The sequence below is a fragment of the Streptomyces sp. NBC_00019 genome, from assembly GCF_045041015.1.
GTDB lineage: Bacteria > Actinomycetota > Actinomycetes > Streptomycetales > Streptomycetaceae > Streptomyces.
In genome coordinates this window covers 7,594,319-7,614,153 of record NZ_CP108302.1, presented here as the reverse complement: position 1 = coordinate 7,614,153, position 19,835 = coordinate 7,594,319, and the positions used below count along the sequence as shown (strand labels likewise).

The 19,835-nt window shown below is 70.2% G+C and carries 23 protein-coding genes; 12 read left to right on the top strand and 11 right to left on the bottom strand.

The features are described 5' to 3' along the window. Positions 1 to 101: 101 nt before the first annotated feature. The 3 genes from dapF to miaA all read right to left on the bottom strand — a co-directional run bounded on the left by dapF (position 102) and on the right by miaA (position 2,621). Entirely contained in the window at positions 102 to 971 is an 870-nt protein-coding gene (gene dapF, locus OHU89_RS35950) for a diaminopimelate epimerase (RefSeq protein ID WP_405649128.1), read from the bottom strand. A gap of 99 nt (positions 972 to 1,070) precedes the next feature. Then, positions 1,071 to 1,574: a hypothetical protein gene (locus OHU89_RS35945; protein ID WP_405649127.1), complete on the bottom strand. Its 504-nt coding sequence runs from the start codon at positions 1,572 to 1,574 to the stop codon at positions 1,071 to 1,073. Between the two features lie 108 nt (positions 1,575 to 1,682). Next, positions 1,683 to 2,621, bottom strand: coding sequence for a tRNA (adenosine(37)-N6)-dimethylallyltransferase MiaA (miaA, locus tag OHU89_RS35940; RefSeq protein ID WP_405649126.1), 939 nt, complete (start codon positions 2,619 to 2,621; stop codon positions 1,683 to 1,685). Between the two features lie 182 nt (positions 2,622 to 2,803). Here miaA and OHU89_RS35935 point away from each other — a divergent pair, with 182 nt between their 5' ends. Both OHU89_RS35935 and OHU89_RS35930 read left to right on the top strand, forming a co-directional pair. Continuing rightward, on the top strand, positions 2,804 to 3,091 hold the full coding sequence (locus OHU89_RS35935; protein WP_405649125.1) for a hypothetical protein: 288 nt from the start codon (positions 2,804 to 2,806) through the stop codon (positions 3,089 to 3,091). A 24-nt stretch (positions 3,092 to 3,115) separates the two neighbouring features. After that, positions 3,116 to 3,382: an antitoxin gene (locus OHU89_RS35930; protein WP_266887208.1), complete on the top strand. Its 267-nt coding sequence runs from the start codon at positions 3,116 to 3,118 to the stop codon at positions 3,380 to 3,382. Between the two features lie 74 nt (positions 3,383 to 3,456). Here OHU89_RS35930 and OHU89_RS35925 read toward each other — a convergent pair whose 3' ends face one another. Genes OHU89_RS35925 through OHU89_RS35905 form a run of 5 tightly spaced genes read right to left on the bottom strand, consistent with a single transcriptional unit; the run spans position 3,457 to position 7,797 of the window. Next, positions 3,457 to 4,182, bottom strand: coding sequence for a class III extradiol dioxygenase subunit B-like domain-containing protein (locus OHU89_RS35925; RefSeq protein WP_405649124.1), 726 nt, complete (start codon positions 4,180 to 4,182; stop codon positions 3,457 to 3,459). 51 nt (positions 4,183 to 4,233) lie between these two features. After that, positions 4,234 to 4,494 (bottom strand): hypothetical protein, encoded by a 261-nt coding sequence (locus OHU89_RS35920; protein WP_405649123.1) that lies wholly within the window; start codon positions 4,492 to 4,494, stop codon positions 4,234 to 4,236. Positions 4,495 to 4,515: 21 nt separating this feature from the next. Then, a complete protein-coding gene (gene miaB, locus OHU89_RS35915; RefSeq protein ID WP_307025073.1) occupies positions 4,516 to 6,039 on the bottom strand; it encodes a tRNA (N6-isopentenyl adenosine(37)-C2)-methylthiotransferase MiaB in 1,524 nt (507 codons plus the stop codon). 58 nt (positions 6,040 to 6,097) lie between these two features. Continuing rightward, a complete protein-coding gene (locus tag OHU89_RS35910) occupies positions 6,098 to 6,766 on the bottom strand; it encodes a response regulator transcription factor (RefSeq protein WP_266821352.1) in 669 nt (222 codons plus the stop codon). Continuing rightward, complete coding sequence (locus tag OHU89_RS35905) at positions 6,763 to 7,797, bottom strand: sensor histidine kinase (protein ID WP_405649122.1); 1,035 nt, start codon at positions 7,795 to 7,797, stop codon at positions 6,763 to 6,765. Before OHU89_RS35905 ends, OHU89_RS35910 begins: the two co-directional genes overlap by 4 nt. Positions 7,798 to 7,883: 86 nt before the next feature. Here OHU89_RS35905 and OHU89_RS35900 point away from each other — a divergent pair, with 86 nt between their 5' ends. Then, complete coding sequence (locus OHU89_RS35900) at positions 7,884 to 8,369, top strand: cation:proton antiporter regulatory subunit (RefSeq protein WP_405649121.1); 486 nt, start codon at positions 7,884 to 7,886, stop codon at positions 8,367 to 8,369. A gap of 4 nt (positions 8,370 to 8,373) precedes the next feature. Continuing rightward, the gene (locus tag OHU89_RS35895) at positions 8,374 to 9,591 is read left to right on the top strand and encodes a cation:proton antiporter (RefSeq protein WP_405649120.1); all 1,218 of its coding nucleotides are present in this window, start codon (positions 8,374 to 8,376) and stop codon (positions 9,589 to 9,591) included. A 98-nt stretch (positions 9,592 to 9,689) separates the two neighbouring features. On the opposite strand, the gene OHU89_RS35890 is transcribed toward OHU89_RS35895, so the two are convergent. After that, the gene (locus tag OHU89_RS35890; RefSeq protein WP_266887224.1) at positions 9,690 to 10,097 is read right to left on the bottom strand and encodes a MazG nucleotide pyrophosphohydrolase domain-containing protein; all 408 of its coding nucleotides are present in this window, start codon (positions 10,095 to 10,097) and stop codon (positions 9,690 to 9,692) included. 228 nt (positions 10,098 to 10,325) lie between these two features. On the opposite strand from OHU89_RS35890, the gene OHU89_RS35885 reads away from it, so the two are divergent. Beyond that, on the top strand, positions 10,326 to 11,312 hold the full coding sequence (locus OHU89_RS35885; protein WP_405649119.1) for a TAXI family TRAP transporter solute-binding subunit: 987 nt from the start codon (positions 10,326 to 10,328) through the stop codon (positions 11,310 to 11,312). Here the strand turns inward: OHU89_RS35885 and OHU89_RS35880 are convergent. After that, positions 11,302 to 12,684 carry an ATP-binding protein gene (locus OHU89_RS35880; protein ID WP_405649118.1) on the bottom strand — a complete coding sequence of 461 codons (1,383 nt, stop codon included), beginning with the start codon at positions 12,682 to 12,684 and terminating at the stop codon, positions 11,302 to 11,304. The two genes, OHU89_RS35885 and OHU89_RS35880, sit on opposite strands and share 11 nt — an antisense overlap. A gap of 9 nt (positions 12,685 to 12,693) precedes the next feature. Continuing rightward, positions 12,694 to 13,380 (bottom strand): response regulator transcription factor, encoded by a 687-nt coding sequence (locus OHU89_RS35875; protein WP_046257015.1) that lies wholly within the window; start codon positions 13,378 to 13,380, stop codon positions 12,694 to 12,696. Between the two features lie 312 nt (positions 13,381 to 13,692). On the opposite strand from OHU89_RS35875, the gene OHU89_RS35870 reads away from it, so the two are divergent. The 7 genes from OHU89_RS35870 to OHU89_RS35840 all read left to right on the top strand — a co-directional run bounded on the left by OHU89_RS35870 (position 13,693) and on the right by OHU89_RS35840 (position 19,829). Further along, the gene (locus tag OHU89_RS35870) at positions 13,693 to 14,469 is read left to right on the top strand and encodes an amino acid ABC transporter ATP-binding protein (protein WP_365397837.1); all 777 of its coding nucleotides are present in this window, start codon (positions 13,693 to 13,695) and stop codon (positions 14,467 to 14,469) included. Positions 14,470 to 14,536: 67 nt separating this feature from the next. Continuing rightward, positions 14,537 to 15,385, top strand: a complete 849-nt coding sequence (locus OHU89_RS35865) for a glutamate ABC transporter substrate-binding protein (protein WP_405649117.1) — start codon at positions 14,537 to 14,539, stop codon at positions 15,383 to 15,385. 97 nt (positions 15,386 to 15,482) lie between these two features. Next, the gene (locus tag OHU89_RS35860) at positions 15,483 to 16,148 is read left to right on the top strand and encodes an amino acid ABC transporter permease (protein ID WP_405649116.1); all 666 of its coding nucleotides are present in this window, start codon (positions 15,483 to 15,485) and stop codon (positions 16,146 to 16,148) included. Continuing rightward, positions 16,145 to 17,083 (top strand): amino acid ABC transporter permease, encoded by a 939-nt coding sequence (locus OHU89_RS35855; protein WP_405649115.1) that lies wholly within the window; start codon positions 16,145 to 16,147, stop codon positions 17,081 to 17,083. Before OHU89_RS35860 ends, OHU89_RS35855 begins: the two co-directional genes overlap by 4 nt. Positions 17,084 to 17,312: 229 nt before the next feature. Beyond that, a complete protein-coding gene (locus OHU89_RS35850; protein ID WP_405649114.1) occupies positions 17,313 to 18,914 on the top strand; it encodes an FAD-dependent monooxygenase in 1,602 nt (533 codons plus the stop codon). Positions 18,915 to 19,138: 224 nt separating this feature from the next. Beyond that, entirely contained in the window at positions 19,139 to 19,225 is an 87-nt protein-coding gene (locus tag OHU89_RS35845) for a putative leader peptide (RefSeq protein ID WP_365397949.1), read from the top strand. 79 nt (positions 19,226 to 19,304) lie between these two features. Continuing rightward, the gene (locus OHU89_RS35840) at positions 19,305 to 19,829 is read left to right on the top strand and encodes a cysteine dioxygenase (protein ID WP_405649113.1); all 525 of its coding nucleotides are present in this window, start codon (positions 19,305 to 19,307) and stop codon (positions 19,827 to 19,829) included. The last annotated feature ends 6 nt before the right edge of the window (positions 19,830 to 19,835 follow it).

The window sequence follows — 19,835 nt, the reverse complement described above, 5'->3', positions numbered from 1 at the left end:
GCGCCAGCTGACCTGCGATTGCCCGTCGATTCGAACCGCTCCGAATGCCTGGAGCTGCGGATCCCAGCGACCGGGGCCGCCGGACCCCATGATTCACGCGCTCAGCGGACCGCGTTTTCCAGCCATTCCGGTTCGATCTCGCCTTCGGCGACGATCACGGCGGGGCCGGTCATCTCGATCTCGCCGTCGGGCCGCTCGGTGATCACGAGGGTGCCGCCGGGCACATCGACGGTGTACGTCACCGGGGTCCCGGTCACGGCCGGGTCGGCCCCGTCCCTGCGAGCGGTGGCCACGGCGACGGCGCACGCGCCCGTGCCGCAGGACCGGGTCTCACCGGAGCCGCGCTCATGGACGCGCAGGGCGACGTGACGGGGGCCGCGGTCGACGACGAACTCCACATTGACCCCGTCCGGGTACGCGGCGGCCGGGCTGAAGGGCGGCGGGGAGTGCAAGTTGCCCGCGTGGGCGAGGTCGTCCACGAAGGCCACGGCGTGCGGGTTGCCCATGTTCACGTTCCGCGTCGGCCAGCTGCGCTCGCCGACGCTCACGGTGACGTCCCCTTCGGGGAGCCGGGCCGTGCCCATGCCGACGGTGACGTCACCGTCCTTCGCGAGGTGCACGGTCTTCACGCCCCCGCGCGTGGCCACGGCGAGGTCGCCCTCGGTGATGTGCCCGGCGTGCTGGAGGTAGCGCGCGAAGACGCGTACGCCGTTGCCGCACATCTCCGCGATGGAGCCGTCGCCGTTGCGGTAGTCCATGAACCACTCCGCCTCGGCGGCCATGCCCTGCGCCTCCGGATGGGCGGCGGATCGCACCACGTGCAGCAGGCCGTCACCTCCGATGCCGGCGCGGCGGTCACACAGGGCGGCGACGGCGGCCGGGGGGAGGTCGATGGCGTTCTCGGGGTCCGGGACGATCACGAAGTCGTTCTCGGTCCCGTGACCCTTGAGGAAGGCGATCCGCGTGCTCATTCCTCGATCGTACGGGGTGGGTACGACACCGAGTCACGGACAGCTGTACGACGTCTCCACGCGTACGTGGTCGTACGTCACGCCACGCGTGCGTGAAGGTCAGCGCAGCCGGGCCACGCGGAGCACGGCCAGCGCGATCACCGCGGCCACGACCACGACGTAGAGCAGCACCACGCGCCAGTCGGGACGCCGTCCGGACCCCCGCTGCGGCAGCCCGGGCCACGTGTAACCGACCCGGCGGGCGGCCATCATGCCCCACCCCGCCGCGCAGGAGCAGATCAGCAGGCCCAGCATGGCGATCACGGCCCCGCTGTCGCCGAAGTCGAAGGCCAGCGGGAAGGCGAACATCAGGGAGCCGACCGCGGCCAGGGCGACGATGGGCGCGAGCTGCCAGATGCGCATCCGGCGCTGCGGGCGCAGCTCGACCTCGACCTCCGGGCCGCCCGCGAACATCTCCTCGGGCTCGGGACCGTCGGCGGTCACACCGCCCTGCGTGTCGTCGGGCCCGTCGGGGCTCAGACGGTCTCCGTCCTGCTCCGGTTCACCGCCGTCGACGGTGAGGGGCTCGGTGCCTTGTGCGGTGTCGCGAGGGCTGGCCTCCATCGCCACGCGCCCTCCCAACTCGGACTCCACTTGGTCGATCGAAGCTCGATGATGGCACGGCGCCGGAGGGCCGGATGACGGCCTGAGCGTCCCGATGCCAGGACGTGATCAGGCTGTGACCGGTCGTTCGACCAACGCCAGCGCGAGCTGCGGAAGTTCTGTGAGATCCGCCGCAGCCCCACTCAACCAGTGCACCCGCGGATCGCGCCTGAACCATGAATCCTGGCGGCGCGCGAAGCGCTTCGTGGCACGGACGGTCTCGTCCAGCGCTTCCTCGAGCGTGCACTCCCCGGCGAGCGCCGCGAGCACCTGCTGGTACCCGAGCGCGCGCGAGGCCGTACGCCCCTCGCGCAACCCGTGCGCCTCCAGCGCCCGTACCTCGTCCACCAGGCCCGCGTCCCACATCCGGTCGACCCGGCGCGCGATGCGCTCGTCGAGCTCGGGGCGCGCGACGTCGACGCCGATCTGGAGGGTGTCGTAGACCGAGTCGTGGCCGGGGAGGTTGGCGGTGAAGGGCTTGCCGGTGATCTCGATGACCTCCAGGGCCCGGACGATGCGGCGGCCGTTGCTGGGCAGGATCGCCTGGCCGGCCTCGGGGTCGGCGGCGGCCAGGCGGGCGTGCAGCGCGCCGGAGCCGCGGAGCGTGAGCTCCTCCTCGAGCCGGGCCCTGACCTCGGGGTCGGTGCCGGGGAACTCGAGGTTGTCGACGGCGCCACGGACGTACAGACCGGAGCCGCCGACCAGGATCGGCCAGCGCCCCTCGGCGAGCAGCGCGTCGATGCGCTCGCGCGCGAGTCGCTGGTACTCGGCGACGGAGGCCGTGACGGTCACGTCCCAGATGTCCAGAAGATGGTGCGGGACGTCGTCGCGCTCCTCGGGCGTCAGTTTCGCGGTGCCGATGTCCATCCCTCGGTAGAGCTGCATGGAGTCGGCGTTGACGACCTCGCCGCCGAGACGTCGGGCCAGGAAAACGCCCAGATCGGACTTTCCGGCCGCGGTCGGTCCGACGACGGCGATGACGCGGGGGGCGGGGGGTGCGCTGCTCACCGCCCCAGTCTCGCAAACGTCAGGGCATGGACTCGAACGAGTTACGTGACGGCACGCGTGCGGGGTCGTTGCCTGTTGCGAGGTTTTCGCCGCCGGTTTCGGGAGGCGGCGTCCCGGGCGACGCAAACGGACGCACCGGGCAACGCGGGATTCCCCCCGCACGAGTAGCGTATGGAGTGGATATGGGCGTTTTCGCACGACTTCTCCGGAGGTCAACGGCTGCGGAGGAGGCGTCAACCGCCGAGGCAGAGGCCGCCACGCTGACGGCCGAACCCGAGGCGGAGAAGGCGGCAGAGGCGAAGGAGCCGGTCGAGGCGGACGCCACGGCCGGGACCGACGCCGGGGACACGGCAGAGCCGACGGCGACGGAGGCCGTCGAGGCCGGTGCCGCCGAAGGCGTCGACATCCCCAAGCAGCAGTCCGCCGAGGAGGCGGCCGACAGTGAGGCCGGCGAGGGCGCCCGCACGTAACTGCCCCGCGCGGGAAGGTGAACGATGGGTCTCCTGGACAATTTGAAAGCCAAGCTCAGCCCGGCCAAGGACAAGGTCTCCGGCCTCGCACAGCAGCACGGGGACAAGGTCCAGCACGGTCTCGACAAGGCCGCGAAGGTCGTCGACGAAAAAACCAAGGGCAAGTACAGCGACAAGATCCAGACGGGCACGGGCAAGGCCAAGAACGCCATGGACCGACTCGCACACAAGGACGACGGAACGGGCGGCGGCGCGACCACGCCCCCGTCCACACCGCCGCCTGCTTCCTGAACGGCACACCGGCGGACGGCCGCAGGGCATGACGCCTGGCGGCCGTCCGCCGTTTCACACGCCCCGCACCGGCGTCACGACCAGGTCGCGACCACGTACCCCACGCCGTACGGCGCGTCGTCGTACAGCAGTCGGCCATCGAGGCCCGCCCCTTCGGCCGCGCCCGCGAGCACCTGCCAGGGGGCCCGCCCGGACACCTTGAGCTCGTACGCCAGGTCGGCGTCCAGCGCTTCGAGGGCCGCCACATCCGCCGCCCCCAGCGCACGCGCGACCTCCGCGTCGAAGGGCGCCGCGCGCTCGTCGAGGTAGCCGGGTGACTTGAGCGTGCGGCAGGCGCTGGCGTCTCCCATCACCAGCAGCGCCACGCGCTCGGCCCGCGCGGCGATTTCCCTTCCGACTTCAATACACCGCTCGGCGGCCAGAGGTTCCCCCACGCCGAGTCCCTCGATCGGGGCGTCCGCCCGACCGGTGCGTTCCAGCAGCCACGCGGCCACGGCGAGGGAGGGCGGAAGCTCACGCCCGGACACCGCGCCCTGGTCTGCGCTCTGATCCGCGCCCAGCCTGACGTCGAGCTCCACGCCGAAGCCGCGGAAAGACCCCGTCGTGCCCTCCGGATGCGTACCGCGCCCGCTCTGCTCGGCGGGTCCGAGGACCACCAGCAGATCGGGCCGGGCGGCGGCGAGCACCCCGAGCGCGTCCGTGCACGCGGTCCGGGCCGTGTCCAGCTCGGGCGCGGCGCCCGCGGCGACCTCGGGCACGAGGAGCGGCGGACACGGACAGACGGCGGCGGCGACAAGCATGATCGGCAGCCTACTGCGGTCCCTGGGAGAGCCGAGGGCGGCATCGCCGGATCACGGGGACTCCGTACTCCACACCCGCTCCGCGAGGTAGTACCGCAGACGGTATTTCCCCAGGCTGCCCTTGACCTCCACGTAGTACGTGTCGTCGTCCACCCGGAACACCTCGCGGCGGCGCTGTTGCAGTCGTTCGGCGAACTTGTGCGCACATGCCGTCTCGTACAGCCTGCTGCGGGCCTCCTCCCGGGTGCCCTCGAAACGCTCGATCCCCCGGAGCCTGTCCACGTGCTCCTCGACGATCACCCAATGCCCCATGCGTCCCCCCGTCCGATCCGGTCAGTCGACGGCGCAGCCTCCGGTGACCGCGGGCAGCGGTTCCGGAACGCCGATCTTCGGCAGCCCCAGCAGCACGCCCGCCGGCTTCGCCGCCTCGGCGGCGTTCCGCTTCTCCCAGGCGTCGCCCGCGCGCGTGCGGCGGACCTTCAGGACCTCGCCCTCGGCAAGGAGGTGGTGCGGGGCGGCGTAAGTGATCTCGACCGTGACGACGTCGCCGGGGCGGACCTCGTCGTCCGGCTTGGTGAAGTGGACGAGGCGGTTGTCGGGGGCACGGCCGGAGAGGCGGTGGGTGGTGCCGTCCTTGCGGCCCTCGCCCTCGGCGACCATGAGGTCGAGGGTGCGGCCGACCTGCTTCTTGTTCTCCTCCCAGGAGATCTCCTCCTGGAGGGCGACGAGACGCTCGTAGCGCGCCTGCACGACCTCCTTGGGGATCTGCCCGTCCATGGTCGCCGCGGGGGTTCCGGGGCGCTTGGAGTACTGGAAGGTGAAGGCGTTCGTGAAGCGGGCCTCGCGGACCGCGTGCATGGTCTGCTCGAAGTCCTCCTCGGTCTCGCCGGGGAAGCCCACGATGATGTCGGTCGAGATCGCGGCGTCCGGCATGGCGGCACGCACCTTCTCGATGATCCCGAGGAAACGCTCCTGCCGGTACGAGCGGCGCATCGCCTTCAGGATCGTGTCCGAGCCGGACTGCATCGGCATGTGGAGCTGCGGCATCACGTTCGGCGTCTCGGCCATGGCCGCGATCACGTCGTCGGTGAAGTCGCGCGGGTGCGGGGACGTGAAGCGGACGCGCTCCAGGCCCTCGATCTTCCCGCAGGCCCGCAGCAGCTTGCTGAACGCCTCGCGGTCGCCGATGTCGGAGCCGTACGCGTTGACGTTCTGCCCGAGCAGCGTGATCTCGGAGACGCCCTCGCCGACCAGAGCCTCGATCTCGGCGAGGATGTCGCCGGTACGGCGGTCCTTCTCCTTGCCGCGCAGCGCCGGGACGATGCAGAAGGTGCAGGTGTTGTTGCAGCCGACGGAGATCGACACCCACGCCGCGTACGCGCTCTCGCGCCGGGTGGGCAGCGTGGACGGGAACGCCTCGAGGGACTCGGCGATCTCGACCTGCGCCTCCTCCTGGACGCGCGCGCGTTCCAGCAGGACGGGCAGCTTACCGATGTTGTGCGTGCCGAAGACGACGTCCACCCAAGGCGCCTTCTTCACGATGGTGTCGCGGTCCTTCTGCGCCAGGCAGCCGCCGACCGCGATCTGCATGCCGGGGCGCTTGGTCTTCATGGGGGCGAGGCGGCCGAGGTTGCCGTACAGCCTGTTGTCGGCGTTCTCCCGCACCGCGCAGGTGTTGAAGACGACGACGTCCGCGTCGCCGTCGGAACCCTCCGGCGCCTTCACGTAACCGGCGTCTTCGAGCAGCCCGGACAATCGCTCGGAATCGTGGACGTTCATCTGGCACCCGTAGGTGCGCACTTCGTAGGTCTTGGAAGAGGAGACGTCCACTGCCTGGCTCCGGTCGATGCTGCTCATGTGACAAGGGTAGGCGGTGCCGGCAGCGGCTTCGGTCGCCCTGTGGACAACCGGGGTCTCAGGGCTCTATCAGCCCGGCCCGTATCGCGTACCGCGTGAGTTCCAGGCGATCCCTCATGCCCAGCTTCTGCAGCAGGTTCGCACGGTGGCGTTCGACCGTCTTCGCGCTGATGAACAGCATCTCGCCGATCTCCTTGGACGTGTGCCCCTCGGCGACGAGCTTGAGGATCTCCTCCTCGCGTTCGGTGACGGCCCGCTCGGGCAGGGAGTCGCCGCGGTGGAGACGGTCCAGGTAGGAGCGGACGAGGGCGCGTTCGGCGCCCGGGTAGACGAACGGCCGGTCGCGGACGGCCGCCCGGCACGCCTCGACCAGATCGCGGTCGGCGACGGACTTGAGGACGTAGCCGCTGGCCCCGGCTTTGAGGGCCTCGAAGAAGTACTGCTCGTTGTCGTACATGGTCAGGATGAGAATGCGCAGGTCGGGCAGGCGGCGGGAGAGCTCGCGGGCCGCCTGGAGGCCTGTCATCCGGGGCATGGCGATGTCCAGGACGGCCAGATCGACGTCACGCGCGCGTGCCAGCTCGACGGCCTCCGCCCCGTCACCGGCCTCGGCGACGACCGTGAGATCGTCCTCGCCGTCGAGGATGAGGCGGACTCCGCGTCGTACGAGGGTGTGGTCGTCGGCGAGCAGCACGCGGACCGGGGTGCGGGGGGTGTGGGGAGTCATCGGCGCCCTCCGACGCGCAGGCGCACGTCCGTGCCCCCGCCGGGCGCCCCGGCGAGCGTGAGCTCCGCTCCTATCAGCAGCGCCCGCTCGCGCATGCCCCGTATGCCCGCCCCTTCCGTGGCCTCGCCCAGGCCCCTGCCGTTGTCGCGGACGAGCAGCTCGACACCGCCGTCGATCTGCTGGAGGCGGACCTCGGCGTGGGCGGCGGCGGCGTGCCGGGCGGTGTTGGTGAGGCCCTCCTGGGCCACCCGGTAGAGCACGAGTTCCGATTCCTCGGTCAGGGGCGGCAGTCCGCCGGGGACGTGGTGGCGCACGGTCAGACCGTGGGCGCTGAACTCACCGGCGAGCGAGCGCAGCGCGCTGGCCAGGCCGAGTTCCTCCAGGACACCGGGGCGCAGCCGACGGGCGATGAAACGGATCTCGTCGAGCCCCGCGCGCGTGGCCTCCTGGGCCTGGGCCACCTCCTCGCGCAGCCCCTCGGGGGCCCGGTCGGCGACCCTCTTGAGCTGGAGGAGGACCGCGGTCAGTGTCTGGCCGACCTCGTCGTGCAGCTCACGCGCGATCCGGTGGCGCTCCCGCTCCTGCGCGGACAGCGCACGGCCCGCCCCGGCGGCGCGCTCGGCCTCCAGCCGGTCGAGCATCGTGTTGTACGTCGTGATGAGCTCGGCCGCTTCGGCGGGACCGGCGACGTCGGCACGGGCGCCGGGCCGCAGCAGGTCAGCGGTGGACATGGCCCGGCCGAGCCGCTTGAGCGGGGCGAGGCCCACCCTCAGGACCAGGGCGTTGGCGACCAGCAGCAGGGCGAGGCCGACGAGGACGACCAGTGCCTCGGCCTGTCTGATCGGGGTCGACACGGTGACCGGGCCCAGCAGCAGCGCGGCGGCCACGACCAGGCCGGCGGCGTTGAGCGAGAAGATGCGCCAGAACAGTGACACGTGCGTGTTCTCGCCTTCCTCGCCCCTGTCGCATGGCCCTTCCGTGACCAGCTTCGCCGCCCGGCGCCGGTCGCGCATATCCGTGGCAACACCCATGTCGCCACGGTACGGGCCGATGGCAGCATGCGGACTCGGCACCCACGATCACGCTTGGTACATAGGCTCAGCACAAGAGGAGAAACGTGTCTGCACCGCGCCTGAGGGCGACGCCGCTGCCGGGGATCGGGGTCCAGTACGACCTCGTGACGCGCGAACACCGCCATCTGTCCGTGGTGGCGCACCGCGACGGTGCCCGGACGGTGAGCCTGTACCGGACCGACGACCCCGACTCCTGTGCCCAGTCGCTGCGGCTGACCGGTGCGGAGGCGGGCTCGCTGATCGACGCGCTGATGCCGTCCCACCACAGCGCGAGCCTGCTCTACACCACGGATCTGGGGCTGGTCGCCGAGCGGATCGAGGTGGCCGCGACCTCACGCTGGAACGGGCGGGTGCTGGGCGAGACCCGGATGCGCACCGACACGGGCGCGTCCATCGTGGCGGTGCTGCGCCGGGCCGAGGCGATTCCCTCGCCGGCGCCGGACTTCCGGCTGGTGGGCGGGGACACGCTGATCGTCGTCGGTACGCGTGAGGGCGTCGACGCCGCCGCGGCGATACTCGGGCGGGAGTGAACGGGTGCACTCCGCGGTCCTGCTCATCGAGTTCGGTTCCATCATTCTCGGCCTCGGCCTGCTCGGCCGGTTCGCCGCCAGGTTCCGGCTCTCCCCCATCCCGCTCTACCTCCTCGCCGGTCTCGCCTTCGGGGAGGGCGGGCTGCTGCCGCTGGGCGCGAGCGAGGAGTTCGTCTCCATCGGCGCCGAGATCGGCGTCATCCTGCTGCTGTTGATGCTCGGCCTGGAGTACTCGGCGGGCGATCTCGTCACCAACCTCAAGGCGCACTACCCGTCCGGGCTGGTCGACTGTGCGCTGAACGCCGTACCGGGTGCGGCGACCGCGCTGCTGCTGGGCTGGGGCCTGGTGGCCGCCGTGGTCCTCGCGGGCGTCACCTGGATCTCGTCGTCCGGTGTCATAGCGAAGGTGCTCGGCGATCTGGGCCGGGTGGGCAACCGGGAGACGCCGGTGATCCTCAGCGTGCTGGTCCTGGAGGACCTGGCGATGGCGGTCTACCTGCCCATCGTCACCGCGCTGGTGGCCGGAGCCGGACTGCTGGCCGGGAGCGTGACGCTGGCGATCGCGCTGGGCGCGGCGGGGCTGGTGCTGTTCGTGGCGGTGCGCTACGGGCGGCTGATCTCGCGGTTCGTGTCGAGCGACGATCCGGAGAAGCTGCTCCTCGTGGTGCTGGGGCTGACGATCCTGGTCGCGGGCGTGGCCCAGCAGCTGCAGGTGTCGGCGGCGGTCGGCGCCTTCCTGGTCGGCATCGCGCTGTCCGGGGAGGTCGCGGAGGGGGCGCACACGCTGCTGAGCCCGCTGCGGGACCTGTTCGCCGCCGTGTTCTTCGTCTTCTTCGGGCTGCACACCGACCCGGCGAGCATCCCGCCCGTACTGCTGCCTGCCCTGGCGCTGGCCGTGCTCACCGCGGCGACGAAGATCGCCACGGGCTACTGGGCCGCCCGGCGGGCGGGGATCTCCGTCAAGGGCCGCTGGCGTACGGGCGGCGCACTGGTCGCTCGCGGCGAGTTCTCGATCGTCATCGCCGGCCTCGCGGTGAGCGCCGGCATCGAACCGTCGCTGGGCCCGCTGGCCACGGCGTACGTCCTGATCCTGGTCGTCCTGGGCCCACTGACCGCGCGCTACACCGAGCCGCTGGTGTCCTGGTGGACACGACGCTCCGAGGAGCGTCGGACGGTTCGGGAGGACGCGTCGACGGTGGCGGAGGCATCGGTGGCGGACTGAGGTACGGCGTTGGGCGCATGACATCAGCCCCCTGTCGGGTGCATGGCATCAGCCCCATCCGCCCGACAAGCCCCCGCCCCGCCCCTGCCCCCGGCCTCTCAGGCAACCCCCTCCGGCGCCCACCCTTGTCTCCGCAGCACGCCCGACACATCCGGTGCCTCGTAGTGCTCACCCTTGAGGACCTTGCCGTCGGCCCGGCGGGCGACATGGCCGTCGGGACCCAGCTTGGTCATGTTGGAACGGTGGATCTCGGCGATCACCGCGTCGAGGTCGATGCCATGGACGAGGGCCGTGCCATAGGCGATGTAGACCACGTCGGCGAGTTCGTGCGCCAGCCGGTCGAGCGGGCCCTCGACGGCCACCTCGGCCACCTCGGCGGCCTCTTCCGCGAGCAGCTCGCCGCGGTGGGCGGCCAGCTCGGGGGACACCGCGGTCGGCGTACTGCGGGCGTCCAGCCCGAAGGCAAGGTGGAACTGACGGACCAGGTCGGCGGGCGATGAGCTCATACGGCGACTCTATCGATCACCACTGACAGTCCGGCGGGCTCTGCCGACCCTGACGGCTTTCACCGGCCTCGCCCTACGTCACCGGCACTCCGCCCACCACCACCGATCACGGTCGACGGCCACCGCCGACCTCACGCCACCCGTCCGCCCCGCCCGGCGACCCCCACGGACGCCCCCTGTGACCCCTGCCCTGGTCAGCACCGCGTCCCTGCTGGCAGGATCGCGCGCATGTCCAAGGTGTTCCCCCGTATGAGCAGGAGCCGGGCGCTGCAGGGTGCGGCCGCCGGTTTCGTGGTCTTCGGGCTGCTGCTGTGGTGGCTGCTGCCGGGCGAGGAGCCGCCGGGCGGGACGATCTCCTTCGCCACCGGCTCGCGCGGCGGGGTGTACGAGGAGTACGGCAAGGACCTGAGCGACGAGTTCGCCAAGGACATGCCGGACCTCAAGGTGGACCTGGAGACCAGCGACGGGTCGCAGGACAACGTCGCGCGCGTGGCGTCCGGCGAGGCCGACTTCGCCATCGCGGCGGCCGACGCGGTGGAGTCGTTCGCGATCGACCATCCGGTCGAGGCCGCCCGACTGCGCGGTGTCGCCCGCCTGTACGACGACTACGTACAGCTCGTCGTCCCGCGGAACTCGGACATCGACTCCGTGGCCGACCTGAAGGGCAAGCGGGTCGCCATAGGGCTGCAGACGTCGGGCGTGCGGCTGATCGCCACCCGGGTGCTCAATGCGGAGGGCATCGACCCGGCCAAGGACATCAAGCCGTTCTCGTACGGCATCAAGGACGTCGACCAGCTCGGGCACACCATCGACGCGTTCTTCTGGTCGGGCGGACTGCCGACGAACGGACTGAAGGCGCTCGCCGAGACGTCCTCGTTCAAGTTCGTCCCGATCAAGGCCGACTTCGTCGCCAAACTCCACACCCAGAGCGCCGCCAACCGCTACTACCGGCCCACCAACATCCCGGAGGCGGCCTACGACGGCCAGGACGCGTACGCCGTGCCGACGATCGCCGTGTCCAACCTGCTGATCACCCGCGAGGACCTGGACCCGCGACTCACCGAGTGGCTGACCCGGACCGTGATCCGCAGCCGGGACTACATCGGCGGCAAGGTGCACTCCGCACAGCTGGTCGACCTGCGCACCGCCATCTACACCTCCCCGCTGCCGCTGCACGAGGGCGCACGGCGCTACTACCGCTCCGTCAAGCCGTAGCGGCGCTGCGGGGCACCGTCACCGTCACCTTCAGGCCGTGCGGTTCGTGATGGTCGTACGAGATCGTGCCGCCGCCCGCGTGCAGCAAGGTCCGCGAGATGGACAGACCGAGGCCTGAGCCCTTGATGTTCTGGTGGCGGTTGCTGCGCCAGAAGCGGTCGCCGATGCGGGCGAGTTCCTCGGCGGTCAGACCGGGACCGTTGTCGGTGACGACGACGGTCGCCGTCTCGCCGTTGGAGGAGACCGTCACCTCGACGCATTCGTCCTCGGGCGTGAACTTGACCGCGTTGTCGATGACCGCGTCCAGCGCGCTGGACAGGGTGACCGGGTCGGCCCAGCCAGTGGTGGGCGGGCAGTCACCCACCAGGCGTACGCCCTTGACCTCGGCGGTCGGCGCCCAGGCCGCCACGCGCTCGGCGGCCAGCGCGCCGATGTCGGTGATGCGCAGATGCGCGTCCGTGTGCTCGGCCAGGGCCAGGTCCAGCAGGTCGTCCAGGACCTGGGCGAGACGCTTGCCCTCCGTCTGGACCGAGGCGATCTCCTTGTTGCCCTCCGGGAGTTCGAAGGCGAGCAGTTCGATGCGCAGCAACAGCGCGGCGAGGGGGTTGCGCAGCTGGTGCGAGGCGTCGGCGACGAAGGCGCGCTGCTGCTCCAGGACGTCCTCGACGTTGTCCGCCATCTCGTTGAACGACAGGGCCAGGCGCTGGAGTTCCGGCGGTCCGCCGGCGGCCGCGACCCTGGACTTCAGGCGGCCGCTCGCGATGGCGTGCGTGGTGGCGTCGAGGACACGCACCGGCCTGAGGACCCATCCGGTCAGCCGCAGGGCGGCGCCGACGGCCACCAGCATCGCGGCCATCAGGCCCGCGCCGATGACCAGCCAGCCGTGCAGAATGCGCGAACGCATCTCCCCCGTGGGCGAGTCGGTGACGACGACCGCGATGACGTCACCGTCCCGGATGACCGGGGAGGCGACCACGAGCCGCCCCTGTTGCCAGGGAAAGACCTGCGGTGGATCCTCGCTGCGCCGGCTGAGCAGCGCCTCGTCGAACGCGGTCCGCACCTCGCCCGCCTCGGGGATGAACAAGGTCATGGGAGCGTTGGCCATGATGTTCTTGTTCTGGTAGAAGACGCCGACGCGGATGCGGTAGACCTCGTAGTAGCTGTCGAGTTCGCTCTGCAGCGTCTTCTGGCGCTCGCCGCCCTCGCCGGTGACGTACTGGGCGAGGGCCGCGAAGTGCGCGGTGTCGTCGATCCGGTCGACGACCACTTTCTGCTGCTGGGCCGCGGCCACGCTGAAGCCGAGCGGGATGCCCAGCGCCAGCAGCACGGCCGCCATCAGGACGATCAGCAGCGGGAGGAGTCGTGTGCGCACCCGGGCCCGCTACGAGGACGGGGCGACGAGCCGGTAGCCGACGCCGCGTACGGTCTCGATGAGGGCCGGCATGCGCAGCTTGGCGCGCAGGGAGGCGACGTGGACCTCCAGAGTGCGCCCGGTCCCCTCCCAACTGGTGCGCCACACCTCGCTGATGATCTGCTCCCGGCGGAAGACGACTCCGGGGCGCTGGGCCAGCAGGGCGAGCAAGTCGAACTCCTTGCGGGTCAGTTGGACGACCGAACCGTCCACACTGACCTGACGGGTCGGCAGCTCGATACGGACCGGGCCGAGGTGCAACGCGGCCTCGGCTTCGGCGGCGGGGTCCTCGTGGGCGGTGCGACGGCTGACGGCGTGGATCCGGGCGAGCAGCTCTCCGGTGTCGTACGGCTTCACCACGTAGTCGTCCGCGCCGAGGTTGAGGCCGTGGATGCGGGAACGGACGTCGGAGCGGGCGGTGACCATGATCACCGGGGTGCTGGTGCGCTTGCGGATCTTGCCGCAGACCTCGTATCCGTCCTGGTCCGGAAGGCCCAGGTCGAGGAGGACGACTCCGAAGCCGGCGCCTTCCGGGACGAGTGCCTGAAGGGCTTCCTCGCCACTGCGCGCGTGGGTGACGTCGAAACCGTGCCGCGCCAGAACCGCGGACAGAGCGGCGGCGACGTGATTGTCGTCCTCTACGAGGAGCAGTCTCATCCGGGCCTCCTTCGGTTCATCGGCCGTACGATCTAAATGAGGCAAAAGTACGATTCAGGTGTGTACAAAAACGCGTGCACACGCGCGCGTGCACCTTGTGAAGTCACGCCGATGGAAGAGGACGACGTCAAGTGGGTTCCGGTTGCGAGCCGCTTCCGTTACCCGGCCGATATGCGCCCTGCTCATAACTGCTACGACACGTGTCCGGTTGCTATCGGATCGTGATGCTCAGATTCCCCTCAAAGGTAATGACGCAGGTCGCATGGGGTCACTACTGTCCTCCGAAACCGAGGAGGACGGAGCCCGATAGCGATGACCGAAGTATCGGTGGCCAAGGAAGATGTGGCCGCGACCGGCGAACTGGTCGTCCTGAAGAGCGTCAACAAGCACTTTGGCGCGTTGCATGTTCTCCAGGACATCGATCTCACGATCGCCCGCGGCGAGGTCGTCGTGGTCATCGGACCCTCCGGGTCCGGGAAGTCCACGCTGTGCCGAACCATCAACCGCCTGGAGACGATCGACTCCGGCACGATCGCCATCGACGGCAAGCCCCTGCCCGCGGAGGGCAAGGAGCTGGCCCGGCTGCGCGCCGACGTCGGGATGGTCTTCCAGTCCTTCAACCTCTTCGCGCACAAGACCGTGCTCGAGAACGTGATGCTCGGCCAGATCAAGGTCCGCAAGGCGGACAAGAAGAAGGCCGAGGAGAAAGCCCGCGCCCTGCTCGACCGGGTAGGCGTGACGAGCCAGGCGGACAAGTACCCCGCACAGCTCTCCGGCGGCCAGCAGCAGCGTGTCGCCATCGCCCGTGCCCTGGCCATGGACCCCAAGGTCATGCTCTTCGACGAGCCCACCTCGGCGCTCGACCCCGAGATGATCAACGAGGTCCTCGAGGTCATGCAGCAGCTCGCCCGGGACGGCATGACCATGATCGTCGTCACCCACGAGATGGGATTCGCCCGTTCGGCCGCGAACCGGGTGGTGTTCATGGCGGACGGTCGCATCGTCGAGGAGGCTGTGCCGGACCAGTTCTTCAGCGCCCCGCGCAGCGACCGCGCCAAGGACTTCCTGTCCAAGATCCTGCACCACTGACAGCGCGTCACGACCGCGTCACCCGCCTCGACGGCTCGCATCTCTCATCACACAAAGGATGTTCACCATGAAGCTCCGCAAGGTCACCGCCGCGGCCGCCGCTGCGCTGGTCCTCTCCCTGACCGCGACCGCGTGCGGTGGGGACGACGGCGACAGCGACAGCACCGACTCGGGCTCCAGCGGCGGCGGCAAGATCAAGATCGGCATCAAGTACGACCAGCCCGGTCTGGGCCTCAAGGAGCCCGACGGTTCCTTCTCCGGCTTCGACGTGGACGTCGCGACGTACGTGGCCAAGGAACTTGGCTACAAGCCGGACCAGATCGAGTTCGTGGAGACGAAGAGCGCCGACCGTGAGAACGCGCTCGCCCGTGGTGACGTCAAGTTCATCGCCGCCACCTACTCGATCAACGACGAGCGCAAGCAGAAGGTCGACTTCGCCGGCCCGTACCTGCTGGCCCACCAGGACCTGCTGGTCAAGTCGGACTCGGACATCACCGAGGCCACCGACCTCAACGGCAAGAACCTGTGTTCGGTGACCGGCTCCACGTCGGCGCAGAACGTCAAGGACGACTTCGCCCCGAAGGCCAACCTGAAGACGGTCAGCGGCTACTCCGAGTGCATCTCAGGTCTGCAGAGCGGCACCGTGGACGCGCTCACCACGGACGACTCGATCCTCGCGGGCTTCGCCGCGCAGGAGCAGTACAAGGGCAAGTTCAAGCTCGCCGGCCTCAAGCTGAGCAACGAGAACTACGGCATCGGTGTGAAGAAGGGTGACACCGCGACCGTGGACAAGATCAACAAGGCCCTCGAGAAGATGGTCGCCGACAAGGCCTGGGACAAGGCGGTCCAGGACAACTTCGGCCCGGCCGACTACAAGAACGAGCCCGCCCCGAAGATCGGCGTGATCGTCAAGTAACACCGGGATCCACTGGCGCGCCGCCGCCCGCCGCGATCAGGGCGGCGGCGCGCCGCGCCCCTCCACGTACCCCAGACACCCGGAAGCGCGGGAGATCGTGTTCGACTTTCTTGATGGTTACGACGTCCTAGCGGCGTTCTGGATGACGGTGAAACTCACCGCCATCTCCGCCCTCGGCTCCCTGATCTGGGGCACCCTGCTGGCCGCGATGCGGGTCAGCCCGGTCCCGCTGATGCGCGGGTTCGGCACCGCCTACGTGAACATCGTCCGGAACACCCCCCTGACGGTCATCATCGTCTTCACGTCGCTCGGCCTCGCCGACACCTTCGGCGTGACCATGGGCTCCAAGGACTTCGCCGTCCAGGGCTTCCGGCTGGCGATCCTCGGCTTCATCGTCTACACGGCGGCCTTCGTCTGCGAGGCGATCCGCTCCGGTATCAACACCGTCCCCGTGGGGCAGGCCGAGGCGGCACGCGCCATCGGGCTGAACTTCAGCCAGGTCCTGCGGCTCATCGTGCTGCCGCAGGCCTTCCGTGCGGTCATCGGCCCGCTGGCCAACGTACTGATCGCCCTCACCAAGAACACGACCGTGGCGGCCGCGATCGGCGTGGCCGAGGCCGCCGCACTGATGAAGACGATGATCGAGAACGAAGCCCAGACGCTCGCCATCGGCGCCGTCTTCGCCCTCGGATTCGTCGTCCTGACCCTGCCGACCGGCCTCTTCCTCGGATGGCTGAGCAAGCGACTGGCGGTGAAGCGATGAGCTCCGTTCTGTACGACACCCCCGGACCCCGCGCCAAACGGCGCAACGTCCTCATCTCGGTGGTCTTCTTCCTCCTGCTCGCCCTCCTCCTGTGGTGGGTCTGGCAGGTCATGGACGACAAGAACCAGCTCGACTGGGACCTCTGGGAGCCATTCACCACCGAACAGGCCTGGACGACATATCTGTTGCCAGGACTCGCCAACACCCTGAAGGCCGCGGCCCTCGCCATGGTGATCGCCCTCCCGCTGGGCGCGGTCTTCGGCATCGCCCGCCTCTCCGACCACCGCTGGGTGCGTGGTGTGGCCGGAACCGTGGTGGAGTTCTTCCGGGCCATCCCGGTGCTGCTGCTGATGCTGTTCGCCAACGAGCTCTACGTCCGCTCCACGGACATCAGCAGCGAGCAGCGGCCGCTGTACGCGGTCGTCACCGGCCTGGTGCTCTACAACGCCTCCGTCCTCGCCGAGATCGTCCGGGCCGGCATCCTCTCCCTGCCCAAGGGCCAGACGGAAGCGGCCTACGCGGTCGGCCTGCGCAAGGGCCAGACGATGTCCAGCATCCTGCTGCCGCAGGCCGTCACCGCGATGCTGCCGGCCATCGTCAGCCAGCTCGTCGTCATCGTGAAGGACACCGCCCTGGGCGGCGTGATGCTCAACTTCACCGAGCTCCTCAACTCGCGCCAGACGCTGGCGGCCAACTACGCCAACGTCATCCCCAGCTTCATCGTCGTCGCGATCATCTTCATCGTCCTGAACTTCCTCCTCACCAGCTTCGCAAGCTGGCTGGAGAAGCGGCTGCGGCGCAGCAAGAAGAGCACGGGCGCGGTTCTCGGTGCCGAGGACATGGAGGAGATGAACCCCGCCGGGATCGGCGGCACCTTCGGGACCGGTGGTGAGGGCGGTGGCCCAGGTGGCTTCACCTTCACCAAGAAACCTTGATGATCCTTTCCATCGGACCTTGATGATCTGATGAACAGTCAAGTCACTTGAAGGACACGGGCACACCGCCGTGACCAGTGCGGAGGCAGTGGCATGATCGCCACTGCCTCCGTCACTTGACGCAAGCACCGGCAATGGGTTGCATACGTTCTGTGATCGCGCACCCTGCTCCAACCTCCTGTTCACATACGTCTCTCGGGACACCCTCGCGGGCAGGGGGCGCCGCGTCGTGGACCCGGTGATCATCGTCGGAGCGGGGCCTGTCGGGCTCACGCTCGCCCTTGCGCTGGCCCGTCAGGACGTGCCGTCCGTGGTCCTCGACGAGGGTCCCGGCAAGGACGAACCGCGTCCCGCCCGCACCGTCGTCCTGCGCGAGGACACCGCCGCCCTGATGGAGCGCCTGACCGGCGTCCCGCTCTCCGAGGCCGGCTGCCGCTGGGCCGGATGGCGGTCGTTGCGCCGCAAGCAGGTGATGCGCGAGGTCACTTTCGACGACGTCGAGCCGGCACCGCTGCACATCGCCCAGCATGTGCTGACCGGCGCCCTGCGCGAGGCCTGCGCCGAGGAGCGGCTGGTCAAGGTCTCCGTGGACAGCCGTCTCGACACCGTCGAGCAGGAGCCCTCCGGCGTCACCGCCCACACCCGCGGCCCCAAGGGCACGTGGTGGCGCGGCAGTTACCTGGTCGGCTGCGACGGCCCCCGCTCGACGGTCCGCAAACTCCTCGACATCCGTTTTCCCGGCCGTACGGCGGTGGAACGCCACGCCGTCGCCGCGCTGCGCACGGAACTTCCGTGGGAGGACGAGGCGTTGCTCCATCGGATGCCTCCGTGGCGGACGTCCGGACCCTCGGCCGGGGAGGTCACCGGACGGCCCCTCCCGGACGGCGCCTGGCGCCTCGACTGGCTGCTGCCGCCCGGCAAGGAGCTGGTCACACCCGAGCTCCTGGTGGCCCGCGTCCGGGAGACCCTCGCCGGCTGGACGGGCGGCCCGACACCGCCGTACGAACTCCTCGACACCGGCGTGCACACCGTGCACCACCGTCTCGCGCGCCGCTGGCGGGTCGGGCGGGTGTTCCTCGCCGGGGACGCGGCGCATCTGCTCGGCGCGCTCGGCACGCAGGGGCTCGACGAGGGGCTCAGGGACGCCGACAACCTCGCCTGGAAGCTGGCCCTGGCCTGGCATCACGGGCCGCACGAGGCGCTGCTCGACAGCTACCAGGCCGAGCGGCGCGCGGTCGTCGCCGCCCGACTGCGCGCCGCCGACCAGGCCCTGCCGCTGGTGCGCGGCGGCGGAGGGCTGCGGGCCGTCGTCCCGGGTTCCGCGCGGGGCCACGATGCGCTGCTCACTGACGGTCACCTGGGGCGCGGGGCGCTCGGTGCGCCGGGGGCGTACGCCACCTCGCCGCTCGCGCCGCGGCATCTGGAGGCGGAGGTCCTGGTGGACACCGCGCCGGGGGCGCCGGTCGCCGATGTCCGGGTCACCGCCGAGGACGGTTCCTTCGTAGGACTGCGGGACCGGCTCGGGCGTGGGGCGCTGCTCGTGGTGCTGATCGCGCCGGGCACCGGGGTGTGGGAGCGCAAGCACTGGGTGGGTGCCGGGCTCATGCCCCGCCTCGCGGCCGCGGTGACGGCGCTGCCGCATCCGGCCGAGCTGCTGGTCGCGGAGAGCTATCCGGGCGCGGCGGCCCACACGGTGCTGCTGGTACGGCCCGACGGTCACCTGGTGACCGCGCTGAACGGCGTGCGGCCGGCCGACCTGTACGCGGCCGCCGAGGCGACGCTGGGCGGGCCGGCGAAGACGGAGGCGGAGGCGGGAGCGGGGGCGCGCTGACGGCGCCGGGGAGCTCGTACGGGAGCGGAATCCGGCTCGCGCCGTCGGTACCGGACGGCTCGGGCCGCGGTCGTCGCGGGGTCGAGTCCGAATGGTGCGGAAGGCTCGGCCCGAGGTCACGGGCCGAGCCATACAGTCCGTGACTGCCGTACGCACCGTCACCGTGAGGTCCACATCGTGACAGTGAGTTGACCGGTCTGCACCGTCATGGTGTACTCCGGATCGTGACCGACACCTGTGTGCGCCTGTGGCGGAGGGTCCATATGGACCTCGTCCGCTATGCGGGCTGCGTGTGTCGCGTGTCCTGCTGAATTCGCCTCTCTCTTTTCCAGCGCGCGCCGCTTCGGTGCTGCCGCGCGCTTCCCGCGAACGCTCATCAGGACGGTGCCCGTGTCTGTCTCCCCTTCTGTGTCCGCCGTTTCCACGCCGACGCAGGCGGAACTCCTCGATTTCGTACGGCGGACCGCCGCCGACGCCGAGCTGATCTCCTCGCTCCCGCTCGACCCCGAGGGCCGCACCTGGGTGCGCCTGGAGGGGCCCGGCAGCAGCGAGGCCTGGCTGATCGGCTGGCCGCCCGGTACGGGCACCGGCTGGCACGACCACGCCGAGTCCGTCGGCGCCTTTGTCACGGCCTCCGGTGAGCTCAAGGAGAACTCGCTCACCGCCCGGCTCCCCGCGGACGGCTGGCAAACCCTGGAACTCACCGCGGACATCGACCGGGAGCGGCGGCTCGTGGCCGGCAAGGGGCGCTCCTTCGGACAGCACCACGTCCACGAGGTGCTCAACGAATCCACCGCCGAGCACGCGATCTCCGTCCACGCCTACTACCCGCCCCTGCCGCAGATCCGCCGCTACAGCCGCACCGGACAGGTGCTGCGCCTGGAGCACGTGGAGCGCCCGGAGGACTGGCAGTGAGCGGCT

Bases quoted from the DNA above. Each gene is read 5' to 3' on its own strand.
- dapF (WP_405649128.1), bottom strand. From the start codon at position 971: ATGAGCACGCGGATCGCCTTCCTCAAGGGTCACGGGACCGAGAACGAC.
- OHU89_RS35945 (WP_405649127.1), bottom strand. From the start codon at position 1,574: ATGGAGGCCAGCCCTCGCGACACCGCACAAGGCACCGAGCCCCTCACC.
- OHU89_RS35935 (WP_405649125.1), top strand. From the start codon at position 2,804: ATGGGCGTTTTCGCACGACTTCTCCGGAGGTCAACGGCTGCGGAGGAG.
- OHU89_RS35930 (WP_266887208.1), top strand. From the start codon at position 3,116: ATGGGTCTCCTGGACAATTTGAAAGCCAAGCTCAGCCCGGCCAAGGAC.
- OHU89_RS35925 (WP_405649124.1), bottom strand. From the start codon at position 4,182: ATGCTTGTCGCCGCCGCCGTCTGTCCGTGTCCGCCGCTCCTCGTGCCC.
- OHU89_RS35920 (WP_405649123.1), bottom strand. From the start codon at position 4,494: ATGGGGCATTGGGTGATCGTCGAGGAGCACGTGGACAGGCTCCGGGGG.
- miaB (WP_307025073.1), bottom strand. From the start codon at position 6,039: ATGAGCAGCATCGACCGGAGCCAGGCAGTGGACGTCTCCTCTTCCAAG.
- OHU89_RS35910 (WP_266821352.1), bottom strand. From the start codon at position 6,766: ATGACTCCCCACACCCCCCGCACCCCGGTCCGCGTGCTGCTCGCCGAC.
- OHU89_RS35905 (WP_405649122.1), bottom strand. From the start codon at position 7,797: ATGGGTGTTGCCACGGATATGCGCGACCGGCGCCGGGCGGCGAAGCTG.
- OHU89_RS35890 (WP_266887224.1), bottom strand. From the start codon at position 10,097: ATGAGCTCATCGCCCGCCGACCTGGTCCGTCAGTTCCACCTTGCCTTC.
- OHU89_RS35885 (WP_405649119.1), top strand. From the start codon at position 10,326: ATGTCCAAGGTGTTCCCCCGTATGAGCAGGAGCCGGGCGCTGCAGGGT.
- OHU89_RS35875 (WP_046257015.1), bottom strand. From the start codon at position 13,380: ATGAGACTGCTCCTCGTAGAGGACGACAATCACGTCGCCGCCGCTCTG.
- OHU89_RS35870 (WP_365397837.1), top strand. From the start codon at position 13,693: ATGACCGAAGTATCGGTGGCCAAGGAAGATGTGGCCGCGACCGGCGAA.
- OHU89_RS35865 (WP_405649117.1), top strand. From the start codon at position 14,537: ATGAAGCTCCGCAAGGTCACCGCCGCGGCCGCCGCTGCGCTGGTCCTC.
- OHU89_RS35855 (WP_405649115.1), top strand. From the start codon at position 16,145: ATGAGCTCCGTTCTGTACGACACCCCCGGACCCCGCGCCAAACGGCGC.